The sequence below is a fragment of the Streptomyces sp. DS1-CR2 genome, assembly GCF_055760475.1.
In genome coordinates this window covers 3,076,921-3,103,675 of sequence record NZ_CM147085.1, presented here as the reverse complement: position 1 = coordinate 3,103,675, position 26,755 = coordinate 3,076,921, and the positions used below count along the sequence as shown (strand labels likewise).

Genomic DNA, 26,755 nt, shown 5'->3' with positions numbered 1-26,755 from the left:
CAAGGGGTGCGGGCCGGTCCCATAGGGCCTGTCTTCAAATTCCCGTCGTCCGCCCGGAGGGCGGGAATGTGAAGACAGGCCCTAGGCTGGTGCCCATGCGTGATCTCGGGGCGGGCTTCGGCTACTTGATGAAGGGCCAGCGCTGGGTCTCCCAGCACGGCAAGCAGTTCGGCATGGGGCTCCTGCCCGGCCTGATCACCCTGGTCCTGTACGCGGCCGCGCTGGTCTGCCTGGCCCTGTGGGGCGACGACTTCGTCACCTGGGCGACGCCCTTCGCCGACGACTGGACGTCCCCGTGGGCCGGCCTGTTCCGCGGCTTCCTGACGGCCGTGCTCTTCGCCCTCGTCCTGCTGCTCGCCGTCGTCGCCTTCACCGCCGTCACCCTCCTGATCGGCCAGCCCTTCTACGAGTCCCTGTCGGAGAAGGTCGACCTCGCCGAGGGTGGCCACGCCCCCGAGTCGGGCCTCCCGCTCTGGCGCGAACTGTGGATCTCCGCCCGCGACAGCCTGCGGGTCCTGGTGCGCGCCGCGCTCTGGGGCGTCCTGCTCTTCGCCCTCGGGTTCGTCCCGTTCGTCGGCCAGACCGTCGTCCCGGTGATCGGCTTCTTCGTCACCGGCTTCTTCCTCACGGAGGAGCTCGCCGCGGTCGCGCTCCAGCGCCGTAGCGTCGAACTGCGCGAACGCCTCGCCCTGTTGCACTCCCGCAAGGGCCTCGCCTGGGGCTTCGGCACCCCGCTCGCGGTCGCGTTCCTGGTGCCGTTCGTGGCGGTGTTCCTGATGCCGGGAGCGGTGGCCGGCGCGACCCTGATGGCCCGGGACCTGCTCGGCGAGGCGACCCCGGAACCGGCGCCCGAGCCCGCCCCGCACCCCACCGGCGACCCGGCCACGCACTGACCCCGAGAGCCCGGTCCGATCCGGGCGGGACGCGCTAGCGTCGGGGCATGGAAAAGATCGCCTTCCTCGGCCTCGGTCACATGGGCGCGCCCATGGCCCGCCATCTCCTCGACGCCGGACACCCGCTGACCGTCTGGAACCGCACCCCGGCCAAAGCCGCCCCGCTCGTCGAACGGGGCGCCGACCTCGCCGACACCCCCGCCGACGCCGTGCGCGACGCCGACGTGGTCATCACGATGCTCGCCACCCCGGACGCCGTGTCCGAGGTCGCCGACGCCATCGCGCCCGAACTGCGGCCCGGCACGTACTGGGCGGAGATGTCGACCATCGGCCCCGACGCCGTACGGCAGCTGGCGGTGCGACTCGGTGACGGGGTGACCCTCGTCGACGCCCCGGTCATGGGCAGCACGGACAAGGCCGAGGCGGGCGAGCTCGGCATTCTCGCGGGCGGCGACGCGGACCGGATCGAAGGCGTACTCGCCCGCCTCGGCACGGTCACCCGCACCGGCGCGCCCGGCTCCGGCGCCGCTCTCAAACTCGTCGTCAACACCGCGGTCATCGGCGGCGTCGGCCTGGTCGCCGAGGCCATGGCGCTCGCGGACGCGCTCGGCCTGCCCGAGGACGTCGCGAAGGGCGCCCTCGCCTCGGGCCCCCTCGGCGGAGCCGTCGCCCGCGCCTTCGCGCAGGACGTGCACTTCGGCTCGGACCTCGCCGTCAAGGACATCGCCCTGGCCACCGAGACCACCGAACTCCCGGCCATGGAAGCCGTGTTGGGGCACTTCAAGCAAGCCGCGGCGGACCCGTCCCTCGTCCACGAGGACATCGCGCGGGCCGTGACCCGTATCCGCGAGCGGTAGTCCGGGTCAATACTGCGCCCATGAAGACGGCGAACCTGGGTGTGCTCTTCCTGATCGAACTGGCGGCCCTCGCGGCCGTCGGACACTGGGGTTTCACCCGCGACGTCCCGGCCCCGCTCGCCTGGCTGCTCGGCCTCGGGGTCATCGCCGTGATGATCACTTTGTGGGCGCTGTTCGGGTCCCGGAAGGCGTCGTACAAGACGCGGGGCGCGGGCTGGGTCGCCTTCGAGCTGGTGTGGTTCGGGGCGGGCGCGGCCGCGCTCCTGCTGGCCGGGGCCGTCGGCTGGGCCGTCGCCTACGTCCTGGTGTGCGCGGTGAGCAAGACGCTCGCGGTCGTCTGGCGCCAGTAGCCGCCGCGTATACGGGAGTTCACCCGGGGCCCGCGTCCCCCGCGTCGCCTTCTCCGTCCTCGATGAGCGCCAGGAAGTCGCGGAACGCGCCCGGCATGTCCACCGACTCGGGGTCCAGCAGCCACTGGTACTGCAGCCCGTCCATCACCGCCACGAGCAGCGGCGCCGCCCGCTCGGGCGTGAGGCCGCCCGGCAGTCGCTCCCCGTACTCGGTGCGCAGCACCGCGGCCATGCTCTCCCGCACGCTCCCGTACCGCTCGGTGAAGTAGGGCCGCGCCGGATGGTCCTCCGTGACGCTCTCGCCGAGCAGTGCGGAGAACGTCTGCACGATGCCGGGCCGCATCGCGTTGTACTCGACCAGCGAGGCCAGCAGATCGATCCGCCACCGGCCGTCCGGCACCGCGTCCCACTGGTCGCGCTCCTCCAGGACCGCGACGAGCAGGGCCTCCTTGGTGCGGAAGTAGTGCAGCAGCCCCTGCTGCGTCAGCCCGACCCGCTCGGCCACCGCCCCAAGCGTGGCGCCGCGGTACCCGCGCTCGGCGATCACCTCCAGGGCGGCACGGAGGATCTCCGCGCGCCGTTCCTCGCTCCTGGCGGTTCTCGTACCCATGCCGTCACCGTACGACATCGTATATAACGACGACATTACGAAACCTACCGATCTACAGGTGGCGGGTGCAGGATGGCGGCCAAGGGCCGGACTTCAACGAGGAGGCGCCGCCGTGGCGGAGACCCAGCAGGACCAGGCACGTGAGGCTGTCATCGAGGCGGCGCTCGGCAAGCTCGACCTCGACACCAAGGCGGATCTCCTCGCCGGGCAGGACATGTGGTCCCTGCCCGCCGTCCCCGGCATCGGCCTCGGTTCGCTGGTGATGTCGGACGGCCCGATCGGTGTCCGCGGTATCCGCTGGACCGCCGACGACCCCTCGATCGCCCTTCCGTCACCGACGGCGCTCGCCGCCACCTGGGACCCCGAACTCGCCTGCAAGGCCGGTCAGTTGCTCGCCCAGGAGTCCCGCCGCAAGGGCGTCCACGTGCTGCTCGCCCCGACCGTCAACCTGCACCGCTCGCCGCTGGGCGGCCGGCACTTCGAGGCGTACAGCGAAGACCCGTACCTGACCGGCGCGATCGGCACCGGGTACGTGCGCGGCGTGCAGTCCGGCGGCGTCGGTACCACCGTCAAGCACTTCGTCGGCAACGACGCCGAGACCGACCGCTTCACCGTCGACAACACCGTCTCCGCCCGCGCCCTGCGCGAGCTCTACCTCGCCCCCTTCGAGGGCATCGTCGAGAACGCCCACCCCTGGGGCATCATGACCGCCTACAACGGGGTCAACGGCACGACGATGACCGAACACCGCTACCTCGTGAACGAGGTGCTGCGCGGCGAATGGGGCTTCGACGGCTTCAACGTCTCCGACTGGACGGCCGCCCGCTCCACCACCGGCGACATCGAGGGCGGCCTCGACGTCGCGATGCCCGGCCCGCGCACGGTCTACGGCCCTGCGCTCGCCGCCGCAGTCCGCGCCGGTGAGGTCGAGGAGTCCACCGTCGACGAGGCCGTGCGCAACGTGCTGCGCCTCGCCGCCCGCGTCGGCATCCTCGAAGGCGCCGAGCCCGTGGTCACCGAGGCCCCGGAGGAGATCGACGGCGAGGCACTCGCCCGCGAGATCGCCCGCCGCGCCTTCGTCCTCGTACGCAACTGCGGTGCGCTACCCCTCCGTTCAGGCGGCAGCGTCGCCCTCATCGGCGCCGCCGCACGCGACGCCCGCGTCCTCGGCGGCGGCTCCGCCACCGTCTTCCCCGCCCATGTAATCTCCCCGCTCGACGGGCTGACCGCCGCGCTCCCCGAGGGCACGCTCACGTACGCCATGGGCGCCGACCCGAACGAGGAACTCGCCGCCGCGGGCGCCGGGTTCGAGCTGCGCGCCCGCTGCCTGGACGCCGCCGGCGACGTCATCGGCACCGCGTCCGTGCCCGGCGGCCGCATCCAGTGGATCGGCGCCGACCTGCCCGACGGCGTCACCCACGACACCCTGCACACCGTCGAGATCACCGGCACCTTCACCCCGCGCGCCTCCGGGCCGCACACCTTCGGCACCCAGGGCATCGGCGGCTTCACCCTCACCGTCGCCGGACAGACCGTCTTCGACGGGGAGCAGCCGCTCGCCTCCGCCGCCGACCCGTTCGCGGCGTTCTTCGGCAGCCCCGTCGGCCGCGGAGACGTCGACCTCGTCGCCGGCGAGCCCGTCGACGTATCCCTGCGCCACGTCGTCTTCAAGCCCGAGGGCGCCCCGCTCCAGGCCATCGCGTTCTCGCTGGTCCACCGCGAGCCGCAGCGCGACCCCGACGAGCTGATCGCCGAGGCCGCCCGGGCCGCGCGAGCCGCCGACACCGCGGTCGTCGTGGTGGCCACCACCGAGCGCGTCGAGTCCGAGGGCTTCGACCGCAAGGACCTGCGCCTGCCGGGCCGTCAGGACGACCTCGTCCGCGCCGTCGCCGCCGCCAACCCGAACACCGTCGTGGTCGTGAACTCCGGCTCCCCGGTGGAACTCCCCTGGCGCGAGGACGTCGCGGCCCTGCTCCTGAGCTGGTTCCCCGGCCAGGAGGGCGGCGACGCCCTCGCCGACGTCCTCACCGGGGCCGAGGAACCGGGTGGCCGGCTGCCCACCACCTGGGGCGCGTTCGAGGACGCACCCGTCACCGAGGTCACCCCCACCGACGGCCGCCTCGCCTACACCGAGGGCGTGTTCATCGGCTACCGCGCCTGGGAGAGGTCGGGCGCCACCCCGTCGTACGCCTTCGGCCACGGCCTCGGCTACACCGACTGGACGTACGAGTCGATCGAGGTGCGGGACGCGGGCGCGACCGCCGTGGTCCGGGTGCGCAACTCCGGTGAGCGGTCCGGTCGTGAGGTGGTCCAGGTCTATCTGGCGCCCGAACAGGCCGACCCCGCCCGCCCGGCCCGCTGGCTGGCCGGCTTCGCGGGCGTCGAGGCGGCACCGGGCGAGAGCGTCGAGGTCACCGTCCCGCTGCCGCCCCGAACCTTCGAGATCTGGGACGAAAACGCCAACGCGTGGGCGCACCAGGCGGGCGCGTACGAGGTGGAAGCGGGCCGCTCGGTCATGGACCGGCGCGTGAGCACGCGGATCGAGGTCTGAGCGGATTCGCAGGGTGCGGGCCCGGGTCTGGGTGCGGGCCCGGGGCCGGGGGGTGTTGGTGGTACGGGTTCGGTTCCGGGGGATCAGGCGCGGGTGCCGAACCCGTACACCGTCTCCGAACGGAACACTTGACCCGGCCTCAGTTCCGTCGACGGGAACTGGGGCCGGTTGGGGGAGTCCGGGAAGTGCTGGGTCTCCAGGGCGATCCCGGAGCCGGGCGCGAACGGCAGCGTCTCGTCGAAGTGGTCGCCCGTGTACAGCTGGAGCCCCGGCTCGGTCGTCGCGACGGTCAGCGTCCGCCCCGACACCGGGTCGTGCAGCTCGGCGACCCCCGCCGGCCCCTCGGTGACCCCTTTGTCGAGCACGTAGTTGCGGTCGTGGCCGAGCCCCGGCTTCCGCGGCTCCCGGAAGTCGAAGGCCGTCCCCGCCACCTCGGTGAACTCACCGGTCGGGATCAGATCCCCGTCCGCCGCGGTGAACCGCGAGGCCGCGATGCGCACCTCGTGCCCGCCCGCCGCGTCACCGGAGCCCGCGCCGCCCAGATTCCAGTACGAGTGGTTCGTCAGGTTCACGACGGTCGGCGCGTCGGTCACCGCCTCGTACGCGATCCGCAGCGCCCCGCCCTCGTCGAGCGTGTACGTCGCCGAGACCTCCATGCGCCCCGGGAAGCCCTCCTCGCCGTGCGGGCTCACCCGGTGCAGCCGTACACCGTGCTCCAGCGGGTCCGCGTCCCACACGCGCTTGTCGAAGCCGCACTCGCCGCCGTGCAGCGTGTTCGTCCCGTCGTTCTGCGCCAGGTGGTAGGTCCGGCCGTCGAGCGGGAAGCGGCCACCCGCGATCCGGTTCGCGTACCGGCCGACCAGCGCGCCCAGGAACGGCCCCGGATGGGCGAGATACCCGTCCAGAGAGGGAAAACCGAGCGCCACGTCCGCCGTGGCACCGCCCCGGTCGGGAACCTCCGCCGACTGCACGATTCCGCCGTACGTCAGGACGCGCACCCGCACCCCGCCGCGTTCGAGAGTCCAGCGGTGGACGGGCGTGCTGTCGGGGAGCGTGCCGAAGAGTTCGCTGCGCATGATCGAGACCTTACGCCGGAAGCCCCCGGCTCAGGTGATCGGCTCCTTGGCCGTCACCCGTCGGTACGCCATCGCCGCGAGCCGCGACTGGCCGTCCTTGCTGGGGTGGAACCAGTCCCAGTGACTCAGCTGCCTCCCGTCGAACCGGTAGTCGAAGACCGCCCCGCCGTCGTACCGGCACCACCGGTCCTTCGCGCACACATCCGCGAGCACCTCGTTGTACGCCACCACCCGGTCCTGCACCGAGGCGCGGCGCTGCGTCGCCGCTGCCGCGAGGTCGTCCGGGTCGGCCAGCATCGACGAGCAGATGCCGAGCTTCCACACCTGTTTGCCCAGCGGATTCGTCCGGCCCGCCGACCACAGGCGCATGAGGTCCGGCACGCTCGACACATACACCTGCGCCTTGGGCACCTCGCGCCGCAGCGTGCGCATCGCTTCCTCGAAGTCGGCGCGGAACGTGTCGACCGGCGTCATCGAGGCAGGCGTCGGCCGGCAGGCGTCGTTGGCCCCCGCCATCACCGTCACCAGGCCCGGCGACACCGCGGCCGCCTGCTCCATCTGCGCGGGAAGGTCAGCCATCCGTGCACCGGTGCGCGCGTAATTCCAACTGTGCGTGGCCGCCCGGTCCTTCCCCAGGAGCCGGACGGCGAGGCTGCGCACCGCGGTGTCGGAACCGGTCGCCCACGACACCTCCGGGCAGTCCGTGAGGACCGAGCAGGCGTCGAAGCCCCGCGTGATGGAGTCGCCCACGGCGGCAACCGAGCGCGGGCTCGTGTCCCACCTGGGGGTGGGCTTCGGGGACGGCTTCGTACCGGCCGTACTGCCCTTCGGCCCTGGGGAGTTGTCGCCGATCGCGTCGCATGCGGCGAGGCCCGCAGCACCGAGCAGAACCGCCGTCACACCGGCGACGGCGGCCCGGACGGCAGCTGACCGGTGGCTTCGGATCCGCATCCCGTTGTCCTCTCTCACCGCTTCCGGCCGTCGCCGGCGGCTCTGTCGTCGAACGTGAAGCCGCGCACCCTTCCGCGGTTGAGTCCCCGCGGGTGAAACGTGGGTGTTTGAGGGCGCCGGGACCGACGGTACGTCACACTCCTTGCGCCGCCACACGGTAGCCTCGCCCCGAGGCGGCCCGGCCACTGATGTCACGGCAGCGACAGGGCGGTCGGCCGACCCGGTGAAGCCCCGCAGCACAGCTTCCGCTAAATTACATCACGTCACATCTGTCCCTTTTTTCCTGGTTCCCCTGGTTCAACTGGTTCAACTGGTCTTTGGGGAAAACTGCTCGGCACGGGCGCGAGGCCGCCGAGGAAGGCGAACCTCGTCCCACACTGGAGGTCCCGGTGACGACACGTGGAGTCCTGTACGTGCACTCCGCACCGCGCGCGCTGTGCCCGCACGTCGAATGGGCAGTCGCGGGCGTGCTCGGCGCGCGTATCAACCTCGACTGGATCCGGCAGCCGGCGGCGCCGGGCACCTGGAGATCCGAGTTCTCCTGGCGCGGTGAGGCGGGCACCGCCTCCAAACTGGCGTCCGCGCTGCGCGGCTGGCAGCTCCTGCGCTTCGAGGTGACCGCGGAACCCTGCGCGACGGCCGAGGGCGAGCGCTACAGCGCCACGCCCGAACTGGGCATCTTCCACGCCGTCACCGGAATCCACGGCGACATCCTCATCCCCGAGGACCGGCTGCGCGCCGCGCTCACCCGTTCCAAGGGCGGCGAGACGGACCTTGAAGCCGAACTCGCCAAGCTCCTCGGCAAGCCCTGGGACGACGAACTGGAACCCTTCCGCTACGCGGGCGAGGGCGCCCCGGTGCGGTGGCTGCACCAGGTGGTGTGAGGCGCTCCGCAGGCTTTCTGCAGGCGTTCTGAGAGGTAGTTGGTTCGCAGTTGCCGAAGGGGCCCCCACCGTGATGGTGGGGGCCCCTTCGGCAACGTACGTGTACGTGGGGGTCAGACCGAGCGGAACGCCAGCACGACGTTGTGTCCGCCGAAGCCGAACGAGTCGTTCAGCGCGGCGATGCGGCCCTCGACGGGCAGCTTGCGGGCCTCACCGCGGACGATGTCGGCGGCAGCCTCCGCCTCCGGGTCGAGGTTCTCGACGTTGATCGTCGGCGGAGCCACCCGGTGGTACAGGGCGAGCACCGACGCGACCGACTCGATACCGCCGGCGCCGCCGAGGAGGTGGCCCGTCATCGACTTGGTGGCGGAGACCGCCATGTGGTCGGTGTCGTCGCCGAAGACCTTGCGCAGCGCCTTGAGCTCGGCCACGTCACCGGCCGGCGTCGAGGTCGCGTGCGCGTTCACGTGCACGATCTCGGCCGGGTCCAGGTCGGTGTTGTCGAGCAGGTTCTGCAGGGCCTGCGAGATGCCGCGGCCGCCCGGCTCCGGCTGGACGATGTCGTGGCTGTCGGCGGAGATGCCCTGGCCGACCGCCTCCGCGTAGACGCGGGCACCGCGCTTGGCGGCGTGCTCCGCGGACTCGAGGATCAGGACACCGGCGCCCTCACCGAGGACGAAGCCGTCCCGGCCGACGTCGTAGGGACGCGAGGCGCCCTGCGGGTCGTCGTTGTTCTTGGACATCGCCATCATGTTGCCGAAGGCGGCGATGGGCAGCGGGTGGATGGCCGCCTCGGTGCCACCGGCGACCACGACGTCCGCACGGCCCGTGCGGATCATCTCGATCGCATAGCCGATGGCCTCGGCGCCGGACGCGCAGGCGGAGACCGGGGTGTGCACACCCGCGCGGGCGTTCACGGCCAGGCCGACGTTGGCCGAGGGGCCGTTCGGCATGAGCATCGGGACGGTGTGCGGGGAGACGCGGCGTACGCCCTTCTCCTTCAGCACGTCGTACTGGTCGAGGAGCGTCGTCACGCCGCCGATGCCGGAGGCGATGACCGCGCCGAGCCGGTCGGGGGCGACGGCGGGGTCCTCACCGGCCTTGTCGGTGTAACCGGCGTCGGCCCAGGCCTCCTTGGCCGCGATCAGCGCGAACTGCGCCGAGCGGTCCAGACGGCGGGCCTGCGGGCGCGGGATGACCTCGCCCGGTTCCACGGCGATCTGCGCCGCGATACGGACCGCTTGGTCGGCGGCCCACTCCTGTTCGAGGGGACGGACACCGGAACGACCGGCGACCAGACCCTCCCAGGTAGACGTCGCGTCGCCACCCAGCGGTGTGGTTGCGCCGATACCGGTGACGACCACGGTGCGATTGGTCGGGCTCACAGGAATTCTTTCTCCAACGGATGCGAGGGATTCAGCGGCGCCACCGCCGGGTGGCGGAGCGGCAGCACTAGGCGAGCGGTTGATCAGGCCTGGTGCTTGACGATGTAGTCGGTGGCGTCACCGACGGTCTTGAGGTTCTTGACGTCGTCGTCCGGGATCTTGACGTCGAAGCGCTCTTCGGCGGCGACGACGACCTCGACCATGGACAGCGAGTCGACGTCCAGGTCGTCGGTGAAGGACTTGTCCAGCTGGACGTCCTCGACCGGGATGCCGGCGATCTCGTTCACGATCTCCGCGAGACCGGCGACGATCTCTTCCTGAGTGGCGGCCATGGTGGCGCTCCTTCTTACGTATCCAGAGGGTGTGGCGGCGTTTGTGCCCGGAGTGATCCGGGACGGTCTGCCTAGGGGAGGGTAACGACCGTGGCGGCGTAGACGAGACCCGCCCCGAAGCCGATGACGAGGGCGGTGTCGCCGCTCTTCGCCTTCCCGGTCGCCAGAAGCCGCTCCATCGCGAGCGGAATCGAGGCGGCCGAGGTGTTGCCGGTGGTCTCGATGTCACGGGCGACCGTGACATGCTCCGGCAGTTTCAGAGTCTTCACCATCGAGTCGATGATCCGCATGTTTGCCTGGTGCGGAATGAAGACGTCCAGGTCGTCCGCGCTGATCCCGGCCGCGTCCAGCGCCTGCTGGGCAACCTTCGCCATCTCGAACACGGCCCAGCGGAACACCGCCTGGCCCTCCTGCGTGATCGCAGGGAACTTGATGTCGCCCTTGCTGTCGAGCGGCAGCTTCGACACATCGCCGGTGGGGGTCCCCCCGCTCGAGCGAAGCCGAGAGTGGGGGAGGAACTCGTCCCACGGCACCGTCTGCTTGATCGTCTCGGACTTGTCGCCCTCGGAACCCCAGACGGTGGGACCGATGTGCGGCTCCTGCGAGGGGCCCACGACGACGGCGCCGGCGCCGTCACCGAACAGGAAGGCCGTCGCGCGGTCCTCCAGGTCGGTCAGGTCGCTCAGCCGCTCCACGCCGATCACCAGCACGTACTCGGCGCTGCCCTCGACGATCATGCCCTTGGCGAGGGTCAGGCCGTAGCCGAAGCCCGCGCACCCGGCGGAGATGTCGAACGCGGCAGCCTTGGCGGTGCCGAGCTTGTCCGCGATCTCGGTCGCGATGGCCGGGGTCTGCTTGAAGTGCGACACGGTCGACACGACCACGGCGCCGATCTGCTCCGCGCTGATCCCGGCGTCCGCGATGGCCTTGCCGGAAGCCTCGATCGACATCGCGGCCACGGTCTCCGCGTCGGAGGCCCAGTGGCGCGTCGCGATGCCCGAACGGGAGCGGATCCACTCGTCGGACGAGTCGATCTTCTCGAGGATCACCTCGTTCGGCACGACCCGCGTCGGCCGGTAACCGCCGACGCCCATGATGCGCGCGTACGGGGCGCCCTGACTGGGCTTGATCTTCGACATGCTCTCGGGGCTCCTTGTCAGGCCGTCTGCGGCTCCGCCGCGGCGGAGGTGTGCTCGGCGATCAGGGCGCGGGCTGCGTCGAGGTCGTCGGGGGTCTTGAGGGCGAGGGTCTGCACGCCGGGCAGGGCGCGCTTGGCGAGGCCGGTGAGGGTGCCGCCCGGGCACACCTCGACGAGCGCGGTCACGCCGAGCTTCTTGAAGGTCTCCATGCACAGGTCCCAGCGCACCGGGTTGGCCACCTGGCCGACAAGACGCGAGACGACCTCGGCGCCGGTGGCGACCGTCCGGCCGTCCTTGTTCGACACGTACGTGACCGTGGGGTCGGCCGGGGTGAGGGCCTGGGCGGCCTCTTCCAGCGTCGTCACCGCGGGAGCCATGTGGCGGGTGTGGAACGCGCCGGCCACCGTCAGCGGCACGACCCGGCGTACGCCCTCGGGCTTGTCGGCCTCAAGTGCGGCGAGCTCCTCGAGAGTGCCCGCGGCCACGATCTGGCCGGCGCCGTTCACGTTCGCCGGGGTCAGACCCAGCTTCTCCAGGTGCGCGACGGTGATCTCCGGGTCGCCGCCGAGCAGGGCGGACATACCGGTCTTGGTCACGGCGGCCGCCTCGGCCATGGCCAGGCCGCGCTTGCGCACGAGCTGGAGGGCGGCGCTGTCGTCGAGAACCCCGGCGAAGGCCGCCGCGGTGATCTCGCCGACGCTGTGGCCCGCGACGGCGTCAGGAGCGAGGTCGCCAAGTGCAGCGGCCGACAGGAGTCCGGCCGCGACGAGCAGAGGCTGAGCGACGGCCGTGTCACGGATCGCGTCCGCGTCGGCCTGCGTGCCGTAGTGGGCAAGGTCGAGCCCGATGGCGTCCGACCACGCTGCGACGCGGTCTGCGGCACCGGGGAGGTCTAGCCAGGGAGTCAGGAAGCCGGGCGTCTGAGCGCCTTGGCCGGGAGCGACGAGTACGAGCACTCTCACACTCTCTCTTGTGGACGGCCACGGCCGCCCGTGGGGACAGGGACGAAGAACCGAAGGGGGAATTGTAGACCCCCGACAAAGGGCTATGACTGAGGATCCGCGTCGGCCAGGCGCCCCAGGATCAGCGCGATCCGCAGCGTGAACGCCGACCTGACATCGGAGGGTGACCAGCCGGTGACGTCTGTCACACGTCGGAGCCGGTAGCGGACGGTGTTCGGGTGGACGAAGAGCATCCGGGCGGCCCCTTCGAGACTGCTCGCCTGTTCCAGATAGACGCTGAGCGTCTCCAGGAGAGCCGAACCGGCCTCCTCGAGTGGTCTGTAGATCTCCTCCACCAACTGCTCGCGCGCGGCAGGGTCGCTCGCGATCGCCCGCTCCGGAAGGAGATCATCCGCCAGAACGGGGCGCGGAGCGTCCTGCCACGCCCCGCACGCCTTGAGTCCGGCGGCCGCGGCCTGCGCCGACCTGGTCGCGGCGAGCAGGTCGGGAACCACGGGGCCGGCCACCACGGGACCCGCCGCGTACGGGCCGATCAGCGACTTCGCGACCTGGAGTGGATTGTTGTTGCCGCCGGCGATGACGACGAGGCGGTCGCCGAGTACCCCGGTCAGGACCTGGAGCTTGGCGTGCCGGGCGGCCCGGCGGATCGCCTCGACGGTCAGCTCGCTGTCCCCGTCGGGGGCGGTGCCGAGCACCACGCACACGTGCTCCGGCGAGTTCCACCCGAGCGCCGCGGCCCTGCTGACCGCACCCTCGTCGGCCTCGCCCGAGAGAACCGCGTTGACCACCAGGGACTCGAGTCGGGCGTCCCACGCACCGCGCGCCTCGGCCGCCTGCGCGTAGACCTGGGCGGTCGCGAAGGCGATCTCCCGTGCGTAGACGAGCAGTGCCTCACGCAGGATCGACTCGTCGCCGGGCGCCGCGACCTCGTCGATCGCGGACTCCATGACCTCGATGGTCGTGCGGACCATCTCCACGGTCTGGCGCAGCGTGATGGCCCGGGTCAGCTCTCGAGGCGCGGTGCCGAAGACGTCGGTCGAGATCGCCTGGGGGGCGTCCGGGTGCCGGAACCACTCGGTGAAGGCCGCGATACCTGCCTGCGCGACCAGCCCGATCCAGGAGCGGTTCTCCGGTGGCATCGCCCGGTACCACGGCAGCGTCTCGTCCATGCGCGTAATGGCCTGCGCGGCGAGGCTCCCGGACGACTTCTCCAGGCGCTTCAGGGTCGCGGAGTGCGGGTGGGGGTTCGCGCGGCGGTCGCGATGGTCCGGGGCGTTCGCTGAGGGTTCGGGCACGGGGACAAGACTGCCTTATCGGGACGGCTCAACGGAGTGGAGGGTGCAAGGTGGCCGCGTGGGCGTCCCCGTCCGGGTCTACCGTGTACGGCGTGATGGAAGTACGTCGCTCCGGCGACCGGTACCCCGGCGGCGAGCCGGACGCCGGAATCGAGTCGTTCCACGCCTTCTCCTTCGGGCCCCACTACGACCCCGACAACCTGCGCTTCGGATCGATCCTGGCCTGCAACGAGGAACGCCTCGCGCCGGGCGCGGGCTTCGACGAGCATCCGCACAGCCACACCGAGATCGTCACCTGGGTCGTCTCGGGCCGGCTCACCCACCGCGATTCGACGGGACACGAGTCCGTGGTCGCCCCGGGCGATGTGCAGCGCCTCAGCGCGGGCGGCGGAGTGCGTCATGTCGAGCGCAATGACGGCCCCGACCCGCTCGTCTTCGTCCAGATGTGGCTCGCTCCTGTGGCACCGGGCGGCGACCCGGTCTACGAGGTCGTGCACGGCATCGCCGACTCCACGCCCTACGACGTGCCCGAGGCCGGCTCCCTCCTGCATGTGCGCCGCCTCGGACCGGGAGAGCGCGCCGCCGTCCCGGACGCGGCCCAGGTGTACGTTCATGTCGTCCGCGGTGAAGTGGTGCTCGGCGGTGAGGAGTTGGGTGCGGGCGACTCGGTCAGGATCGCCGGGGAATCCGGCCTCGAAGCCGTGGCGTCAGGACCCGCGGAACTGCTGCTGTGGGAGATGACCGCCCGCTGAGGCCTCCCTTGCGAACGGCCGCGCGCCCTCACACGTAACCGCTCAAGACCGACCCGTCACACTTCGGCGAGCACCGCGTCCGTGAAGGGGGGCCACACCTCGGCCGCCCACGGCCCGAAGGCCCGATCGGTCAGCGCCACACACGCGACACCCGCGTCGGGGTCGACCCACAGGAAAGTGCCCGACTGTCCGAAGTGGCCGAACGTCCGCGGCGACGACGAACTGCCCGTCCAGTGCGGCGACTTGGAGTCCCTGATCTCGAACCCGAGCCCCCAGTCGTTCGGGTTCTGGTGCCCGTACCCCGGCAGCACGCCCTTGAGGCCCGGATACTGAACGGTCATCGCCTCGGCGACGGTCCGCGGATCGAGCAGCCGGGGAGCCTGCACCTCGGCGGCGAACCGCGCCAGGTCGTCCACGGTCGACACCCCGTCCTTGGCGGGCGAGCCCTCCAGCGAGGTCGAGGTCATCCCGAGCGGCTCGCATACCGCCTGGTGCAGATACTCCGCGAACGGGATCTCCGTCGCCTTCGCGATGTGGTCGCCGAGCACCTCGAACCCCGCATTCGAGTACAGCCGCCGTGTACCGGGCGCCGACGTCGCCCGGTGCTCGTCGAAGGCGAGCCCGGAGGTGTGCGCGAGGAGGTGGCGCACCGTGGAACCCTCGGGGCCGGCCGGGTCGTCGAACTCGATCGCGCCCTCTTCGTAGGCGACGAGGGCGGCGTAGGCGGCGAGCGGCTTGGTGACCGAGGCCAGCGGGAAACGGTGGGCCGTCGGACCGTGCGCCCCGAGGACCGTGCCGTCCGCGCGGACGACGGCTGCGGCGGCGGTCGGTACCGGCCAGTTCTCGATCATCGCAAGGCTCTGCATGGCCACGAGCCTAACGGGCCCCGCGAGGACACCCTCCTACGCCCACGAGCCGGGCCGGGCCGTCGCGCGGGCCGAGTCGCGTCGACGGACGCCGTCCGGAATTCCTCCCCAATGTGCTTGCTTGGAGTGCACTTCAACGTTCTAGCGTGGGGGGTATGACGGTGATGGAGACCACCCCCGCACCCAGAAAGGCCGACGCCTGCGCATCGGCCCCCACCGCTCACCCGCGCCCGGAGGGCCAGGACCACTACACGATCAGCGAGGTCGTGGCCTTCACCGGACTGACCGCCCACACGCTGCGCTGGTACGAGCGGATCGGGCTCATGCCCCACATCGACCGCTCGCACACGGGCCAGCGCCGCTACAGCAACCGGGACCTCGACTGGCTCACCTTCGTGGGCAAGCTGCGGCTGACCGGGATGCCGGTGGCACACATGGTGCGCTACGCCGAACTCGTGCGGGTCGGTGAGGACACCTTCGAAGAGCGCCGCGAGCTCCTCGAATCGACGCGCAGGGACGTGCTGTCCCGGATCGCCGAACTCCAGGACACCTTGTCCGTACTCGACCTCAAGATTGACTTCTATGCGGGCGCCCGGCGGGCGTCGGAGAGGGCCTGAACCGAATGAGCAACACGGAGCAGCCGCAGCGGATTTCCACTGTGGAGTTGGGAAACAACGGGCCCTTGGTGGGCGTGCAGGGCCTCGGCTGCATGGGCATGAGCTGGGCCTACGGTCCGACGGACGCCGACGAGGCGCGGGCCACCCTGGAGCGGGGCCTGGAACTCGGCGTCACCTTGTACGACACCGCCGACGCCTATGCCGCCGGCGAGAACGAGAAGTTCCTTGCTCCCTTCCTCAAGGCGCACCGTGACGAGGTGGTGCTGGCCACCAAGTTCGCCCTGGGCGTGGACCCGAGCGACCCCACGAAGCGCGTCATCAACAACGATCCCGAGTACATCCGCGCCTGCATCGACGCCAGCCTCCAGCGTCTCGGCGTCGACACGATCGACCTCTACTACATGCACCGTCGCGACGTGAACGTGCCGATCGAGGAGACCGTCGGCGTGATGGCCGAACTCGTCGCCGCCGGCAAGGTCAAGCACCTCGGCCTCAGCGAGGTCACCGGCGGCGAACTGCGCGCCGCCCAGGCCGTGCACCCGATCGCCGCCCTCCAGTCCGAGTGGTCGCTGTTCAGCCGCGACATCGAGAAGGAGGTCGTGCCGACCGCCGCCGAACTGGGTGTGGCCCTCGTGCCGTACTCGCCGCTCGGGCGCGGCTTCCTCACCGGCTCCTTCGTCAGCGCCGACAAGGAGCTCGGCGCGGACGACTTCCGCCGCCAGCAGCCCCGCTTCACCGGCGACAACGCCGCCGCCAACGCGGCCCTGCTCGAGCCGGTGCGCCAGGTCGCCGAGGCCCATGGCGCCTCCCTCGGCCAGATCGCCCTGGCCTGGGTGCAGCAGCAGTCGGGGGCCTTCGGACTCCCCGTCGTCCCGATCCCCGGCACCCGCAAGCGCAGCCGCATCGAGGAGAACGCCGCGGCCACCCGCATCACCCTCACCGACGCCGAACTCGCCCAGATCGCCCCCATCGCCTCCCAGGTCGCGGGCGACCGCTACGCCGACATGACCTTCACCTCGGCGGGGCGCGAGTAACACCCCGGTGCCACCACACCAGCCCGGTCCGCCGCCGTGAGGCATCTCCTGCCCCGGTGGCGGCCGGCCGGCACCTCACGCGAGCCCCAGCGCGAACACCGCGAACCCCGCGGCCAGCAGCCCGGCCAGCGCCCGCCGCGCATGCGTCGCCCGCTTCCAGGGAGCCTCGAAGCCCCGCGTGTACCTGCCGATCAGCACGAGCAGCCCGGCGAAGACCGGAAGCCACGCGATCCTCGCCGCTATCCAGCCCAGCGAGTCCGGACTTGTCGTCAGGCCGGGTATCGCACCGCCGAAGGAACCCGGTATCGCCGCTGTCAGCAGCGCCGTCTGGTGCCAGCAAAGGATCGTCATCGCCGAGAGGTTGATGACGACGACCGGCGCCCACAGTGCGGGCCGTCGCAGCAGCCGGCCGATCCGGTCCCGCAGGAGCATCGCAGCACCGCACTGCGCGGCCGCAAGCGCGAGCACCAGCAACGACGGCGGATGGGAGTTCGTCCGCGCCTCGCCCGGCACGCCCACCATCGACTCCGGGTAGTGGAACGCGAGGAGCAGCGTCGCGAACAGGGCGGCGCCGCCGATCAGCAGCGCCCACGCACCACGCCTTCCGATCCTCTTCTCGCTCCAGCAGACGCCCAGTTGGTAGGCGAACATCCAGCCGGGGAGCAGGTTGAGCAGGCTCAGCCAGGACGGCATGGCATCCGCATACGGCCCGTAGCGCAGGAAGTCGATCACGGCTACGAACCCGAGCAGCGGTGCCGCCGCCCACGCCCCCAGCTTCCGGGCGGCGCGTACGCAGTACGGCGTGAGCGCGGTGATCACCGTGTAGACGCCCACGAACCACAGCGGCTGTATCACCAGCGTCGAGCCCGTGTGCAGGGTCTTCTCCGGCACCCCGAGCGCGTACAACGCGGGGATCAGTGCGGCGCATACCGCCGTCACCCCGAGGACCGGGCGGCCCAGACGTGCCAGCCGTCCGCGCAGCCAGGCGCTCGTCGACCCGCCCGCCTCCAGTGTCCGCCGGTACGACAGCACGGATGCGTAGCCCCCCACCAGGAAGAAGATGCCGAGCATCTGCAGCACCCAACTGATCGGGGCGAGGAATCCGAAGGAGGACAGCGGGCTCGTGTTGTGCAGCGCGCCCTGGCCGTCGAGGGAGAAACCGCCAAGGAGCCAGTGGCCCATGGGCACGGCGAGCAGCGCGAGTGCGCGCAGTCCGTCTATCGCCCGGTCCCGGTGGGCCGGTGTCTTCGCGTCGATGGCGGACGCGGTCCTGCGCAGAGTCGCGATACTCATGACGTCGCTCCAGTCGCGATACGGGTGAAAGCGCGCAGCGAGTCCGTGCCGGGCGCGAAGTAGCCGGTGTGGCCCTCGGCGTCGTGGGCCGGGATGCGGCGGGCGCCGAAGGAGGGGTCGGTCGGGTCGGTGCCGTGGCCCAGGCCGAACAACTCGACGTTCGGCACGCGGCCGATCCAGTCGCTGTCGTCGCGCGCGGCCCAGACCCGGGCCTTGGTGCGCAGTTCGGCCACCTTGTCCGCGCGCAGGCCCGGGGAGCCGAGCACCACGAGGTCGGACGCGGGCAGCCGGGCGGCGGAGAGTCCGCACACCACCGATCCGTAGCTGTGGCAGAAAACGGAGGGACGCGGCGCGCCCGACGCCGTCAGGCCCTGGACGAAGCGGGTCAGTCTCGGTGCGCCCGCCTCGGCGAGCCGGCCGGTGGCGGCGTCCGGCCCCAGGCCGACAGGCGTCGTGTATCCCACCCACGCCACGACCGCCGTGCGGCCGCCCGAGGCCTTGTACAGCGAGCGGGCCATCCCCGCAGGGGTGCCGTACGGATCCTTGGCCCGGTCGAACGAGCTCAGGTCGATGTCCGAGCCGGGCACGACGACGGACACATGCTCGGCGCCCGCCAAGTCCCCGAATACCTCGGCCACCTGGCCGCGGCCTCGCGGGTCGAAGGCCAGTATCTGCCGCCCGGACTTCAGGAGTTCGGCGTATCGGGTGGCGAGGAAGCGGACCTGCGTGTGGTCCTGGGATGTGAGCGAAGGGTCCATCGCGCGCGCCCGGGCCCGGTCACGCTCGGCTTTCAACGCACGGGTGTTGGCCTCGTAGCGAAGATCCGCAGGAACGCCGTCCAGGTTGCCGACCACGGTCGGATGCCGCGCGACCAGATCCCGCCGCTCGGCGTCGTCCAACCCGCGGAAGAACGCCGCCACCTGGGCCGGCCTTGCGGTCGCCGGATCGGGCAGCCCGACGCCGAGGGCATGATCCGCACGCCAGGATGCCGCGCCGGGCGGCGGACCCGTGAGAGGGCTCTGCTCGCTGCCGACGGCCCAGCCCGTCGTGCCCGCCACGACAGTCGTCGTGAGCGCGGCGGCGGCCAGTGTCCTACGGCCGCGTTGCTTCCATGAGCGCAGGCGCATCGCCTGTCTCCCCTCTGTCCGGTGGCGTGACGAGGGGAAGGTAGGAAGACGACGCTCGGCTCCACGTCACACCGGGGAGCCAACTCTCGGGTGATACCCGGGTATTCGGAGGTGCTACTCAGGTAGGGGGTGCGCCGGGAAGACCCGCGCTGACCTGGGCGCGACGCGTGATACCGAGCCTGGGCCTACTGGTCGCCGGGCGTGACGAGGCCGGTCTCGTAGGCGAAAATCACGGCCTGCGCCCGGTCCCGCAGCCCCAACTTCGCGAGCACACGGCCAATATGGGTTTTCACGGTCTGCTCCGCGAGCACCAGCTTCTGCGCGATCTCCTGGTTGGACAGGCCCCGGGCGATGAGTTCGAGGACCTCTGTCTCGCGTGGCGTCAGACAGTTCAACTCCGGCGAGCGGTCCCTGCGACCGGACGGGCGCTGCCTCGCGATGTCCTCGATGAGCCGGCGCGTGACCGTCGGGGCGAGCAGCGCCTCTCCGGCGGCCACCACACGCACCGCCGTGATGAGGTCGGCCGGCGGTGCGTCCTTGAGGAGGAAACCCGAAGCGCCCGCGCGCAGCGCCTCGTACACATAGTCATCCACGTCGAACGTGGTCAGCATCAGGACCTTGGGACGGTGGATCACGCCCGGCGGAGGGTCGAGGAGCGCACGGGTCGCCGCGATCCCGTCCATCTCGGGCATCCGCACGTCCATGAGGACGACATCCGGATGGGTGGTCCGGCTGACCTCGACACCCTGCTTGCCGTCCGGAGCCTCGCCCACGACGTCGATGTCGCTCTGCGCGGCCAGCAGCGCGGCGAACCCCGCTCGCACCATGGCCTGGTCGTCGACGATGATCACGCGGATGGTCATGCGGTGCCGAATTCCTTTACGACGAGGGGGAGCCGGGCTCGGTGAGCGGGAGTCGGGCCGCGACGCGGAAGCCTCCCCCGGGCAGTGGGCCCACGTCGAGTGTGCCGCCGACCAACCGTACGCGCTCGTGCATCCCGATGAGACCGTGTCCTGTGCCGGTCGTCTCCACGGGTGAAGCGTGCTCGCCCGCCGGGCCGTTGACCACGATCACCAGCAGGGCGTCCTCGACCTTGGAGACGGAGATCTGAGTCCGGGCACCGGGAGCATGCCGCACGACATTGGCCAGGGCCTCCTGCACGATGCGGTACGCGGAGAGGTCCACCGCGGGCGGCACATCGGTCAGCTCCCCGACGAGCGTCAGCTCGGGCATCGACAGCTCCGCCGGCACACCGCCGCGTACCGTGGCCTCCACCAGTTGCTGAAGTCGGCCGAGACCCGGCTGAGGCGCGCGCTCGCCGCCCGGGGCGTCCTCGCTGCGCAGCACCGCGAGAAGCCGCCGCATCTCACCGAGCGACTCCCTGGCGCCCGCCGCTATCGAACCGAACTCCTCGCACGCCTCGGGGGTCAGGCCCTGGAGCCGGTACGGCGCGGAGTCCGCCTGCACCGTGATGACCGACATGTGATGAGCCACGACGTCGTGCAACTCCCGTGCGATACGCGCCCGTTCCTCAAGAAGGGTGCGCTGGGAACGCTCGGCCTCGTTGATCGTCTCCTGCTCGACGAGTCTGCGCTGTGCTTCCCCCCGCTCGCGCAGCAGCGTCCCGAGCAGCAGCACCCCGCCGCTGAGCACGATCATCAGCACGCTCGTGGCCTGGCTGCCCGAGGGGCGGAACATGTCGAGGACGAGTCCGGACACCACCGTGACCAGCCAGACCCCCAGGACGGTGCGTCTGCCCTCTCGCAGCGACAGCACGAAGCACAGGGCCAGATATCCCACGATGACCATGGGGGTCCAGGGCGCGGCGTGCTGGGAGGCCGATCCCTGGATGACCATCGCCCCGACGATGTCCGCGACGATCACGATGCCCCACGCGAGCAGCGGCCGGCTGACGGCGAGCAGCAAAGGAGCGGCCTGTGCGACCCCCAGGGCGCCGGCGAGACCGCCGGGGAACCCGTAGTCGTTCGACAGGACCTGGGTGGTGACCGGGATCAGTGTGGCGACGAAGCCCAGCGCGAGCACATAGGGGACCAGCTGCACCCAGCGGCTCGACGACCGGCCGAGCAGAGGCTCGGCCGGTCCGGCGGGAGCGGCGAGCGAGGCCCCGGCCGCCCGCAGCCCGCCGAGGACGGCGGCGAGCACGCGGCGCGGGCCCCCCGGCGGTGCGGCCTTGCCGTCCGGCGGGCGGGGCTCATGGTCAGGTGCAGTCGATGTGGGGCTCATGGCCTGCTCAGCGTAGGCAACAAACACCCGCGGTGCCGTCATACCGAGGAGCTCACCGGACCCCGTACCCAGGTATGACATGAGGGGCCGACCGGCGGACGCCGAACCTCGACGAAGTCACGTGCGCTGGAGCCGCACCCCGTGCCGGCGTCGCTCGCCCCCATGCCGGGCTCGCACTCCGGGGGCGCCCTACAACTCAGCCAGCAGCTCGGCCTTCTTCGTGGAGAACTCGGCGTCCGTGACGAGGCCCGCTTGGTGCAGCTCGCCCAGGTGACGGATGCGGTCGGCGATGTCCGCGGGGTCACGCCGGGCAGGGGAGACGCCGGACGCGGGCACGGCCGAGCCGGCCCTTACGGCCGCGAGGATGGACGCGGCGAAGGGCAGTGACTCGTGCACGGGCCCGTACCCGAGACCGAAGATCACAGCGGCCGGGTCCTGGTCGGCCTGAGCGGGCTGCTCGGACGCGTCGCGGCGCAACAGCCGCAGGTGGCCCTCGAAGACCTCGGGCGAACGCCATTCGACGCCGCTCAGATCCGAGACGGGAAAGCTCTTGTCGCCGGCCTTCCACTTCGCGGACGACGCCCCGGTCCAGAACCATCGGAACGCCACGGACTTACCGTCGAAAGACGCCTTGCCGTCGTAGGCCTTGAAGTGCAGTGGCGCCTCGGGCGCCGCCACCAGGTAGTGGCCCGCCGGTGCGCCGTCGTCCAGGGCCAGCACGTCGCGCAGCTCGTCCGCGTAGTACTCGGCGAGTGTCTCGCGCTCGGCGGGCAGGACGAGCCGGTAGGGGTCGCACCCCTCCTTGAGCTGTCCCGCGGCCGCGTCCATCAGCGGATCGGCGCCCGGTCTCGGCACGGCGCGCAGGATGACGGTCCCGCGCTTGCCGGGAGTGAGTGTCACCGCCGCGATCGCCTCATAGGGGATGCGGCGCTCACCGAGTGCCTGGAGCAGCTTCGGCGTGCGGATTCCCCGTTCGAAGCGGATGAGCACGGAGTCCGACCCGAACTCCCAGGCGGCATGAAATCCGGCCAGTACGTCACCCATGCGGCTCATCGTATGCGGCACGCGCGCCTCCGTCCCCTGTTGCGTCGTGCCCCTGTTTCACCGATTTCTACGCGCGTCAGGCCGATGTTGTGCCGGAAGATCCGTCACGACAGGTGTCATGCCCGCTCGCACATCGCAGGGTGCGGTACGAACCGATGCCGATGTCGGCGAAGTTGCTGAGGCTCTCCGTACCCGGCTCGAAATAGCCGGTGTGCCCGCGCGCGCCCGCTGCCGACAGGACCCGGGCGCCGAATCCACGGGAGACGGGGTCGGCGCCGTGACCGATCCCGCCGACCTCCAGGTACGGCACGTCCTGGATCCAGTCGTCGCTGTCCCGCATCGCCCACACGCGCGCGTGGGTGCCCAGTTTCGCGGCCTTCTGGGCACGCATTCCGGGGCTGCCGGCCACCGCTATGTCGCTCACCCGGGAGGGCAGCTTGTGGGCGGCGACACCGCACACCACGGAGCCGTAACTGTGGCAGTACAGGGCCACCGGAGTGCGGCCCGGCAGTGCGCGTACCAGGGCGTTGAGCCGGGTGGCGCCCTCTTCCGCGCGCATCGCGGTGGCCGCGTCGACGCCGAGGCCCGCGGGCGTCGTGTAGTCGGCCCAGGCGATCACGGCGGTGCGTGTGCCGGGTCCCGCGGCGCGCTCGGCGCGGTACAGGGAGCGGGCCATGCCGACCGGCGCCGAGTACTGGCGGACGGTCCGTTGGAACGTGAGGAGGTTGGTGTCGACGCCGGGGACCACGACCGAGACGCGCTGGGCCTTGTCGAGGTCCCCGAAGACCTCGGCGACGCGGCCGGTGCCCAGGGGGTCGAAGGCGAGGATCTTGCGGTCGGGGCGCATCAGCGACGCGTACCGGTTCATGCGCTGGCCGGCGTCGTGCTGTCCCGCGGCGGAGAGCCGGTTGTCGTGCGTGCTCTTCCGCGCCACTTTGCGTGCCTGGTCGAGGGCGATGCGGTTGGCGCGGTAGCGCAGCTCCACCGGCGCGCCGTTCATATTGCCGACGGCGAGCGGGTAGTGAGCGGCGAGCCGGGTGCGCTGCTGGCTGGTGAGTGAGGCGAAGAACTGCGCGATGCGGGCGGGCGAGCCGTCCGGGTTCGGCAGAGCGCGCCCGTTGAGGTGGCCGTGCTCCCACGCCGTGACGGCGGTGTTGAGTGGCGAGGTGACGCCCTTGTGGCGCACGGCGGTCCAGCCGGTGGTCGCCAGCATGACGAACACGACGGCCAGTGCGAGCAGTGCGCGCCAGACGCTGAGTTGCGGGGATGAGTCGAAGGAAGTCACTGCGGGACACCCTAGGAGAACCGCGGACCAACCCGCGAAATCGGTGAGGCAGATCACGTTTCTGGCGGGGTAATTAGGGCAAACCGGGCCTAGCTTAGGTGTGTCGTCACAGTCCGTAGGTGCCGATTGCGCGCCACGCGCGCGGGAGTGCACGGTCGGTCACTCTGCGCGCCACTTGCCCGCCAACACCGGCCCCAGTTGGTCGAGATAGGACTCCGTGACCTCGCGGATCGACTCGACGCTGATGTCCTCGCCGGCGCCCCACAGCCGCCCGGCCATGCGCATCACGCCGCTGAACGCGGCCACCGTCACGCGGGGGCGCAGATCCGCCTCCACGTCGAGGCCCTCGCGCTCGGCGATCACGCGTGCGATCTCCTCCTCCAGCTCAGTGGAGCGACGCAGGTGGACGGCGATCAGGGAGGGGGTGGATTCGATCATCTGGTAGGTGCGCATGTGGAGTTCGACCGGAACGACCTCCTCGATGGGCTCGCCGAGGGTGTCCCAGGCGTCGAGCACGGCACCACGCAGGGCCTCGAACGGGCTGTCGCCCGCGGGGCGTTCGCGCAGGAGGGTGATGAAGCGGGACTCCACCATGTCCTGGACCGCGAACGCGGTCTCCTCCTTGCTGGTGAAGTACCGGAAGAACGTGCGCTGCGAGACGTCGACGGCCTCCGCGATTTCGTCAACCGTCGTGCGGTCGTACCCCTTTGTGGTGAAGAGTTCCAGCGCGGAGCGCAGCAGGGCGTCGCGGGTGCGCTGCTTCTTGCGTTCCCGCAGCCCTGAACGCGCTTCCTGCGTCTTCACTCGCGCCCCTTTTTTCGCCTGTTTGCGCAGCTCAGCTTACCTGTGAGCGACATGACAGTTACCGACTTGTGAATTGGTTTGTCAACTGTCAGCGGCTGTCATTAGCCTCGAACGCATGACTAGTCAGACCACCGTCGACAAGGCGGACAAGGCTCCGGAGCCCGTGTCCGTTCCGGCCCCGGCCAAGGGGCTTCGCGGCCACCCCTGGCTGACGCTGTTCTCCGTCGCGATCGGCGTGATGATGGTCGCCCTCGACGGCACCATCGTGGCCATCGCCAACCCGGCCATCCAGAAGGACCTCGGCGCGAGCTTCGCCGACGTCCAATGGATCACCAACGGCTACTTCCTCGCCCTCGCGGTCACGTTGATCACCGCGGGCAAGCTCGGCGACCGTTTCGGTCACCGGCAGACCTTCCTCATCGGCGTGATCGGGTTCGCTGCGGCCTCGGGGGCCATCGGCCTGTCGGACAGCATCGCTCTGGTCGTTACCTTCCGGGTGTTCCAGGGCCTGTTCGGCGCGCTCCTCATGCCGGCCGCGCTCGGCCTCCTGCGGGCCACCTTCCCCGCCGAGAAGCTGAACATGGCGATCGGCATCTGGGGCATGGTGATCGGCGCCTCGACGGCGGGCGGCCCGATCCTCGGTGGGCTGCTCGTCCAGCACGTCAGCTGGCAGTCCGTCTTCTTCATCAACGTCCCCGTCGGCATCATCGCGCTCGTTCTCGGGCTCCTGATCCTCAAGGACCACCGCGCAGAGAACGCGCCGCGATCCTTCGACGTCCTCGGCATCGTGCTGCTCTCCGCCGCGATGTTCAGCCTGGTCTGGGCGCTCATCAAGGCTCCGGCGTGGGGCTGGGGCGACGGCCTGACCTGGACGTTCCTGGCGGCCTCCGTGCTGTGCTTCGCGCTCTTCGCGATCTGGGAGACGCGCGTCAAGGAGCCGCTGATCCCGCTGGCCCTGTTCCGGTCGGTGCCGTTGTCGGCCGGTGTGGTCCTGATGGTGCTCATGGCCATCGCCTTCATGGGCGGCCTCTTCTTCGTCACCTTCTACCTGCAGAACGTGCACGGCATGAGCCCCGTCGACTCCGGTCTGCACCTCCTGCCGCTGACCGGAATGATGATCGTGGGCTCGCCGCTGGCGGGCGCGATGATCACGAAGGTGGGTCCGCGCATCCCGCTCGCGGGCGGCATGCTGCTCACCGCCGTCGCCATGTACGGCATGTCCACGCTGGAGTCGAGCACGGGCAGCGGCGCCATGTCGCTGTGGTTCGCCCTCCTCGGTCTGGGCCTCGCTCCCGTCATGGTGGGCGCCACCGAGGTCATCGTGGGCAACGCCCCGATGGAGCTCTCCGGCGTCGCGGGTGGCCTCCAGCAGGCCGCCATGCAGATCGGAGGAAGCCTCGGCACCGCCGTGCTCGGCGCCGTGATGGCCTCGAAGGTGGACAACGACCTCGCGGGCAACTGGACCGACGCCAAGCTTCCGCTGCTCACGTCCGCCCAGCTGGACCAGGCGTCCGAGGCGGTCCAGGTCGGCGTGGGCCCGGTCCCGAAGGGCACCCCGCCCGAGCTTGCCGAGAAGATCACCTCGGTCGCGCACGACACTTTCATCTCCGGCATGAGCCTGGCCTGCCTGGTCGCCGCGGGCGTCGCCGTCGTGGCGATCTTCGTCGCGCTCCTGACCAAGCGGGGAACGAACGCTGAGGCGGGCGCGGGGGCGGCACACATCTAGCGCCTCTCAGGGGATGCGCTCATCGGGCCCCCTCGGGGGAAACCCGTAGACCACCCCCGAAGCGCCCCCGCACCTACCCCGAAATGCCCTCAGGGAAATCCTGGGGGCATTTCGCTTATCCGAGTGATCTGATCCGTCAGCTCTTCCCGTCTGATCGCCCACCGGTCCAGAGTGCAGACAAGTGACCAGCACGACACGGGGGTTGAACGATATGGGTACGAGGATGCGCGCCGCGATGGGTACGACGCTGCCGATGACGGCCGCGGCCGCTCTGGCGGCCGTCCTGCTGACACCGGTCCATGCCGGGGCCGCCGCCCCGCCGACATTGGGGGACTGCGCGGCGGGGGAGCTGTGCCTGTGGGAGAAGCCGGCGTTCAAGGGGCACCGGCAGACGTACGAGCTGTCCGGGATCGACATCGAGAGCTGCGTCGCGCTGCCGGAGGGGGGCAGCGCGCAGGCTCTCGCCAATCGCACCGGACGGCCGGTCACGGCCTACCAGTCCGCCGAGTGCGCCGAGACGGGGGAGTTCCAGACCTATCCCGGCAGCGGCACATGGGCGCCCCAATCCCCTTACCGGGTGCGGGCGTTCAAGGTCTGGGAGCGCTGAGATGAAAGAAGGCGAGGTGCGGTGAGGCCCCCGTGGCCGCACCGCACCTCGAACCTCTACGACAGTCGGGA

At 70.9% G+C, this 26,755-nt stretch carries 26 protein-coding genes; 10 read left to right on the top strand and 16 right to left on the bottom strand.

Features of this window, described 5'->3' with window-relative positions:
• Positions 1-95 precede the first annotated feature (95 nt).
• From ACY0PA_RS15425 to ACY0PA_RS15415, 3 genes are read left to right on the top strand one after another with little or no spacing between them, the layout of a single operon-like run.
• Positions 96-893 carry an EI24 domain-containing protein gene (locus ACY0PA_RS15425; protein WP_473085166.1) on the top strand — a complete coding sequence of 266 codons (798 nt, stop codon included), beginning with the start codon at positions 96-98 and terminating at the stop codon, positions 891-893.
• 47 nt (positions 894-940) lie between these two features.
• Positions 941-1,750, top strand: a complete 810-nt coding sequence (locus tag ACY0PA_RS15420) for an NAD(P)-dependent oxidoreductase (protein ID WP_473085165.1) — start codon at positions 941-943, stop codon at positions 1,748-1,750.
• A gap of 20 nt (positions 1,751-1,770) precedes the next feature.
• A complete protein-coding gene (locus tag ACY0PA_RS15415; RefSeq protein ID WP_473085164.1) occupies positions 1,771-2,100 on the top strand; it encodes a YrdB family protein in 330 nt (109 codons plus the stop codon).
• A 19-nt stretch (positions 2,101-2,119) separates the two neighbouring features.
• Here ACY0PA_RS15415 and ACY0PA_RS15410 read toward each other — a convergent pair whose 3' ends face one another.
• Positions 2,120-2,728 carry a TetR/AcrR family transcriptional regulator gene (locus tag ACY0PA_RS15410; protein ID WP_473085163.1) on the bottom strand — a complete coding sequence of 203 codons (609 nt, stop codon included), beginning with the start codon at positions 2,726-2,728 and terminating at the stop codon, positions 2,120-2,122.
• A 94-nt stretch (positions 2,729-2,822) separates the two neighbouring features.
• On the opposite strand from ACY0PA_RS15410, the gene ACY0PA_RS15405 reads away from it, so the two are divergent.
• Positions 2,823-5,261 carry a glycoside hydrolase family 3 protein gene (locus tag ACY0PA_RS15405; protein WP_473085162.1) on the top strand — a complete coding sequence of 813 codons (2,439 nt, stop codon included), beginning with the start codon at positions 2,823-2,825 and terminating at the stop codon, positions 5,259-5,261.
• 83 nt (positions 5,262-5,344) lie between these two features.
• Here the strand turns inward: ACY0PA_RS15405 and ACY0PA_RS15400 are convergent, their stop codons facing one another.
• Positions 5,345-6,337, bottom strand: coding sequence for an aldose epimerase family protein (locus ACY0PA_RS15400; protein ID WP_473085161.1), 993 nt, complete (start codon positions 6,335-6,337; stop codon positions 5,345-5,347).
• 30 nt (positions 6,338-6,367) lie between these two features.
• Complete coding sequence (locus tag ACY0PA_RS15395; protein WP_473085160.1) at positions 6,368-7,288, bottom strand: SGNH/GDSL hydrolase family protein; 921 nt, start codon at positions 7,286-7,288, stop codon at positions 6,368-6,370.
• 389 nt (positions 7,289-7,677) lie between these two features.
• Between ACY0PA_RS15395 and ACY0PA_RS15390 the strand changes: the two genes are divergently transcribed.
• The gene (locus tag ACY0PA_RS15390; protein ID WP_356272725.1) at positions 7,678-8,172 is read left to right on the top strand and encodes a DUF3145 domain-containing protein; all 495 of its coding nucleotides are present in this window, start codon (positions 7,678-7,680) and stop codon (positions 8,170-8,172) included.
• Between the two features lie 113 nt (positions 8,173-8,285).
• On the opposite strand, the gene ACY0PA_RS15385 is transcribed toward ACY0PA_RS15390, so the two are convergent.
• The 5 genes from ACY0PA_RS15385 to ACY0PA_RS15365 form a co-directional block, all read right to left on the bottom strand.
• A complete protein-coding gene (locus tag ACY0PA_RS15385; protein ID WP_473085159.1) occupies positions 8,286-9,557 on the bottom strand; it encodes a beta-ketoacyl-[acyl-carrier-protein] synthase family protein in 1,272 nt (423 codons plus the stop codon).
• Between the two features lie 83 nt (positions 9,558-9,640).
• Positions 9,641-9,889 (bottom strand): acyl carrier protein, encoded by a 249-nt coding sequence (locus tag ACY0PA_RS15380; RefSeq protein ID WP_100591921.1) that lies wholly within the window; start codon positions 9,887-9,889, stop codon positions 9,641-9,643.
• Positions 9,890-9,960: 71 nt separating this feature from the next.
• Positions 9,961-11,028: a beta-ketoacyl-ACP synthase 3 gene (locus ACY0PA_RS15375; protein WP_473085158.1), complete on the bottom strand. Its 1,068-nt coding sequence runs from the start codon at positions 11,026-11,028 to the stop codon at positions 9,961-9,963.
• Positions 11,029-11,045: 17 nt separating this feature from the next.
• A complete protein-coding gene (locus ACY0PA_RS15370; RefSeq protein ID WP_473085157.1) occupies positions 11,046-11,984 on the bottom strand; it encodes an ACP S-malonyltransferase in 939 nt (312 codons plus the stop codon).
• An 89-nt stretch (positions 11,985-12,073) separates the two neighbouring features.
• Positions 12,074-13,285, bottom strand: coding sequence for a PucR family transcriptional regulator (locus ACY0PA_RS15365; protein WP_473085156.1), 1,212 nt, complete (start codon positions 13,283-13,285; stop codon positions 12,074-12,076).
• Between the two features lie 95 nt (positions 13,286-13,380).
• Between ACY0PA_RS15365 and ACY0PA_RS15360 the strand changes: the two genes are divergently transcribed.
• Positions 13,381-14,037, top strand: a complete 657-nt coding sequence (locus ACY0PA_RS15360) for a pirin family protein (protein ID WP_473086327.1) — start codon at positions 13,381-13,383, stop codon at positions 14,035-14,037.
• Between the two features lie 56 nt (positions 14,038-14,093).
• On the opposite strand, the gene ACY0PA_RS15355 is transcribed toward ACY0PA_RS15360, so the two are convergent.
• Entirely contained in the window at positions 14,094-14,909 is an 816-nt protein-coding gene (locus tag ACY0PA_RS15355) for a serine hydrolase domain-containing protein (protein ID WP_473085155.1), read from the bottom strand.
• A 149-nt stretch (positions 14,910-15,058) separates the two neighbouring features.
• On the opposite strand from ACY0PA_RS15355, the gene ACY0PA_RS15350 reads away from it, so the two are divergent.
• Together ACY0PA_RS15350 and ACY0PA_RS15345 are read left to right on the top strand one after the other, a co-directional pair.
• Positions 15,059-15,520 (top strand): MerR family transcriptional regulator, encoded by a 462-nt coding sequence (locus tag ACY0PA_RS15350; protein WP_473085154.1) that lies wholly within the window; start codon positions 15,059-15,061, stop codon positions 15,518-15,520.
• A 5-nt stretch (positions 15,521-15,525) separates the two neighbouring features.
• Entirely contained in the window at positions 15,526-16,554 is a 1,029-nt protein-coding gene (locus tag ACY0PA_RS15345) for an aldo/keto reductase (RefSeq protein WP_473085153.1), read from the top strand.
• Between the two features lie 75 nt (positions 16,555-16,629).
• Here the strand turns inward: ACY0PA_RS15345 and ACY0PA_RS15340 are convergent, their stop codons facing one another.
• From ACY0PA_RS15340 to ACY0PA_RS15310, 7 genes are all read right to left on the bottom strand, one after another.
• Positions 16,630-17,847: an acyltransferase family protein gene (locus ACY0PA_RS15340; protein ID WP_473085152.1), complete on the bottom strand. Its 1,218-nt coding sequence runs from the start codon at positions 17,845-17,847 to the stop codon at positions 16,630-16,632.
• Positions 17,844-18,974 (bottom strand): alpha/beta hydrolase, encoded by a 1,131-nt coding sequence (locus tag ACY0PA_RS15335; RefSeq protein WP_473085151.1) that lies wholly within the window; start codon positions 18,972-18,974, stop codon positions 17,844-17,846. The genes ACY0PA_RS15340 and ACY0PA_RS15335 overlap by 4 nt, the downstream gene beginning before the upstream one ends.
• A 185-nt stretch (positions 18,975-19,159) precedes the next feature.
• Complete coding sequence (locus ACY0PA_RS15330) at positions 19,160-19,837, bottom strand: response regulator (RefSeq protein ID WP_384267391.1); 678 nt, start codon at positions 19,835-19,837, stop codon at positions 19,160-19,162.
• A 16-nt stretch (positions 19,838-19,853) separates the two neighbouring features.
• A complete protein-coding gene (locus ACY0PA_RS15325) occupies positions 19,854-21,218 on the bottom strand; it encodes a sensor histidine kinase (protein WP_473085150.1) in 1,365 nt (454 codons plus the stop codon).
• 189 nt (positions 21,219-21,407) lie between these two features.
• Complete coding sequence (locus tag ACY0PA_RS15320) at positions 21,408-22,262, bottom strand: DUF4429 domain-containing protein (protein WP_473085149.1); 855 nt, start codon at positions 22,260-22,262, stop codon at positions 21,408-21,410.
• Positions 22,263-22,338: 76 nt separating this feature from the next.
• On the bottom strand, positions 22,339-23,547 hold the full coding sequence (locus ACY0PA_RS15315; protein ID WP_473085148.1) for an alpha/beta hydrolase: 1,209 nt from the start codon (positions 23,545-23,547) through the stop codon (positions 22,339-22,341).
• Positions 23,548-23,706: 159 nt separating this feature from the next.
• A complete protein-coding gene (locus ACY0PA_RS15310) occupies positions 23,707-24,351 on the bottom strand; it encodes a TetR family transcriptional regulator (RefSeq protein WP_473085147.1) in 645 nt (214 codons plus the stop codon).
• Positions 24,352-24,466: 115 nt separating this feature from the next.
• Here ACY0PA_RS15310 and ACY0PA_RS15305 point away from each other — a divergent pair, with 115 nt between their 5' ends.
• Entirely contained in the window at positions 24,467-26,077 is a 1,611-nt protein-coding gene (locus ACY0PA_RS15305; protein WP_473085146.1) for a DHA2 family efflux MFS transporter permease subunit, read from the top strand.
• Between the two features lie 235 nt (positions 26,078-26,312).
• Positions 26,313-26,684 carry a peptidase inhibitor family I36 protein gene (locus ACY0PA_RS15300; RefSeq protein WP_473085145.1) on the top strand — a complete coding sequence of 124 codons (372 nt, stop codon included), beginning with the start codon at positions 26,313-26,315 and terminating at the stop codon, positions 26,682-26,684.
• Positions 26,685-26,755 lie beyond the last annotated feature (71 nt).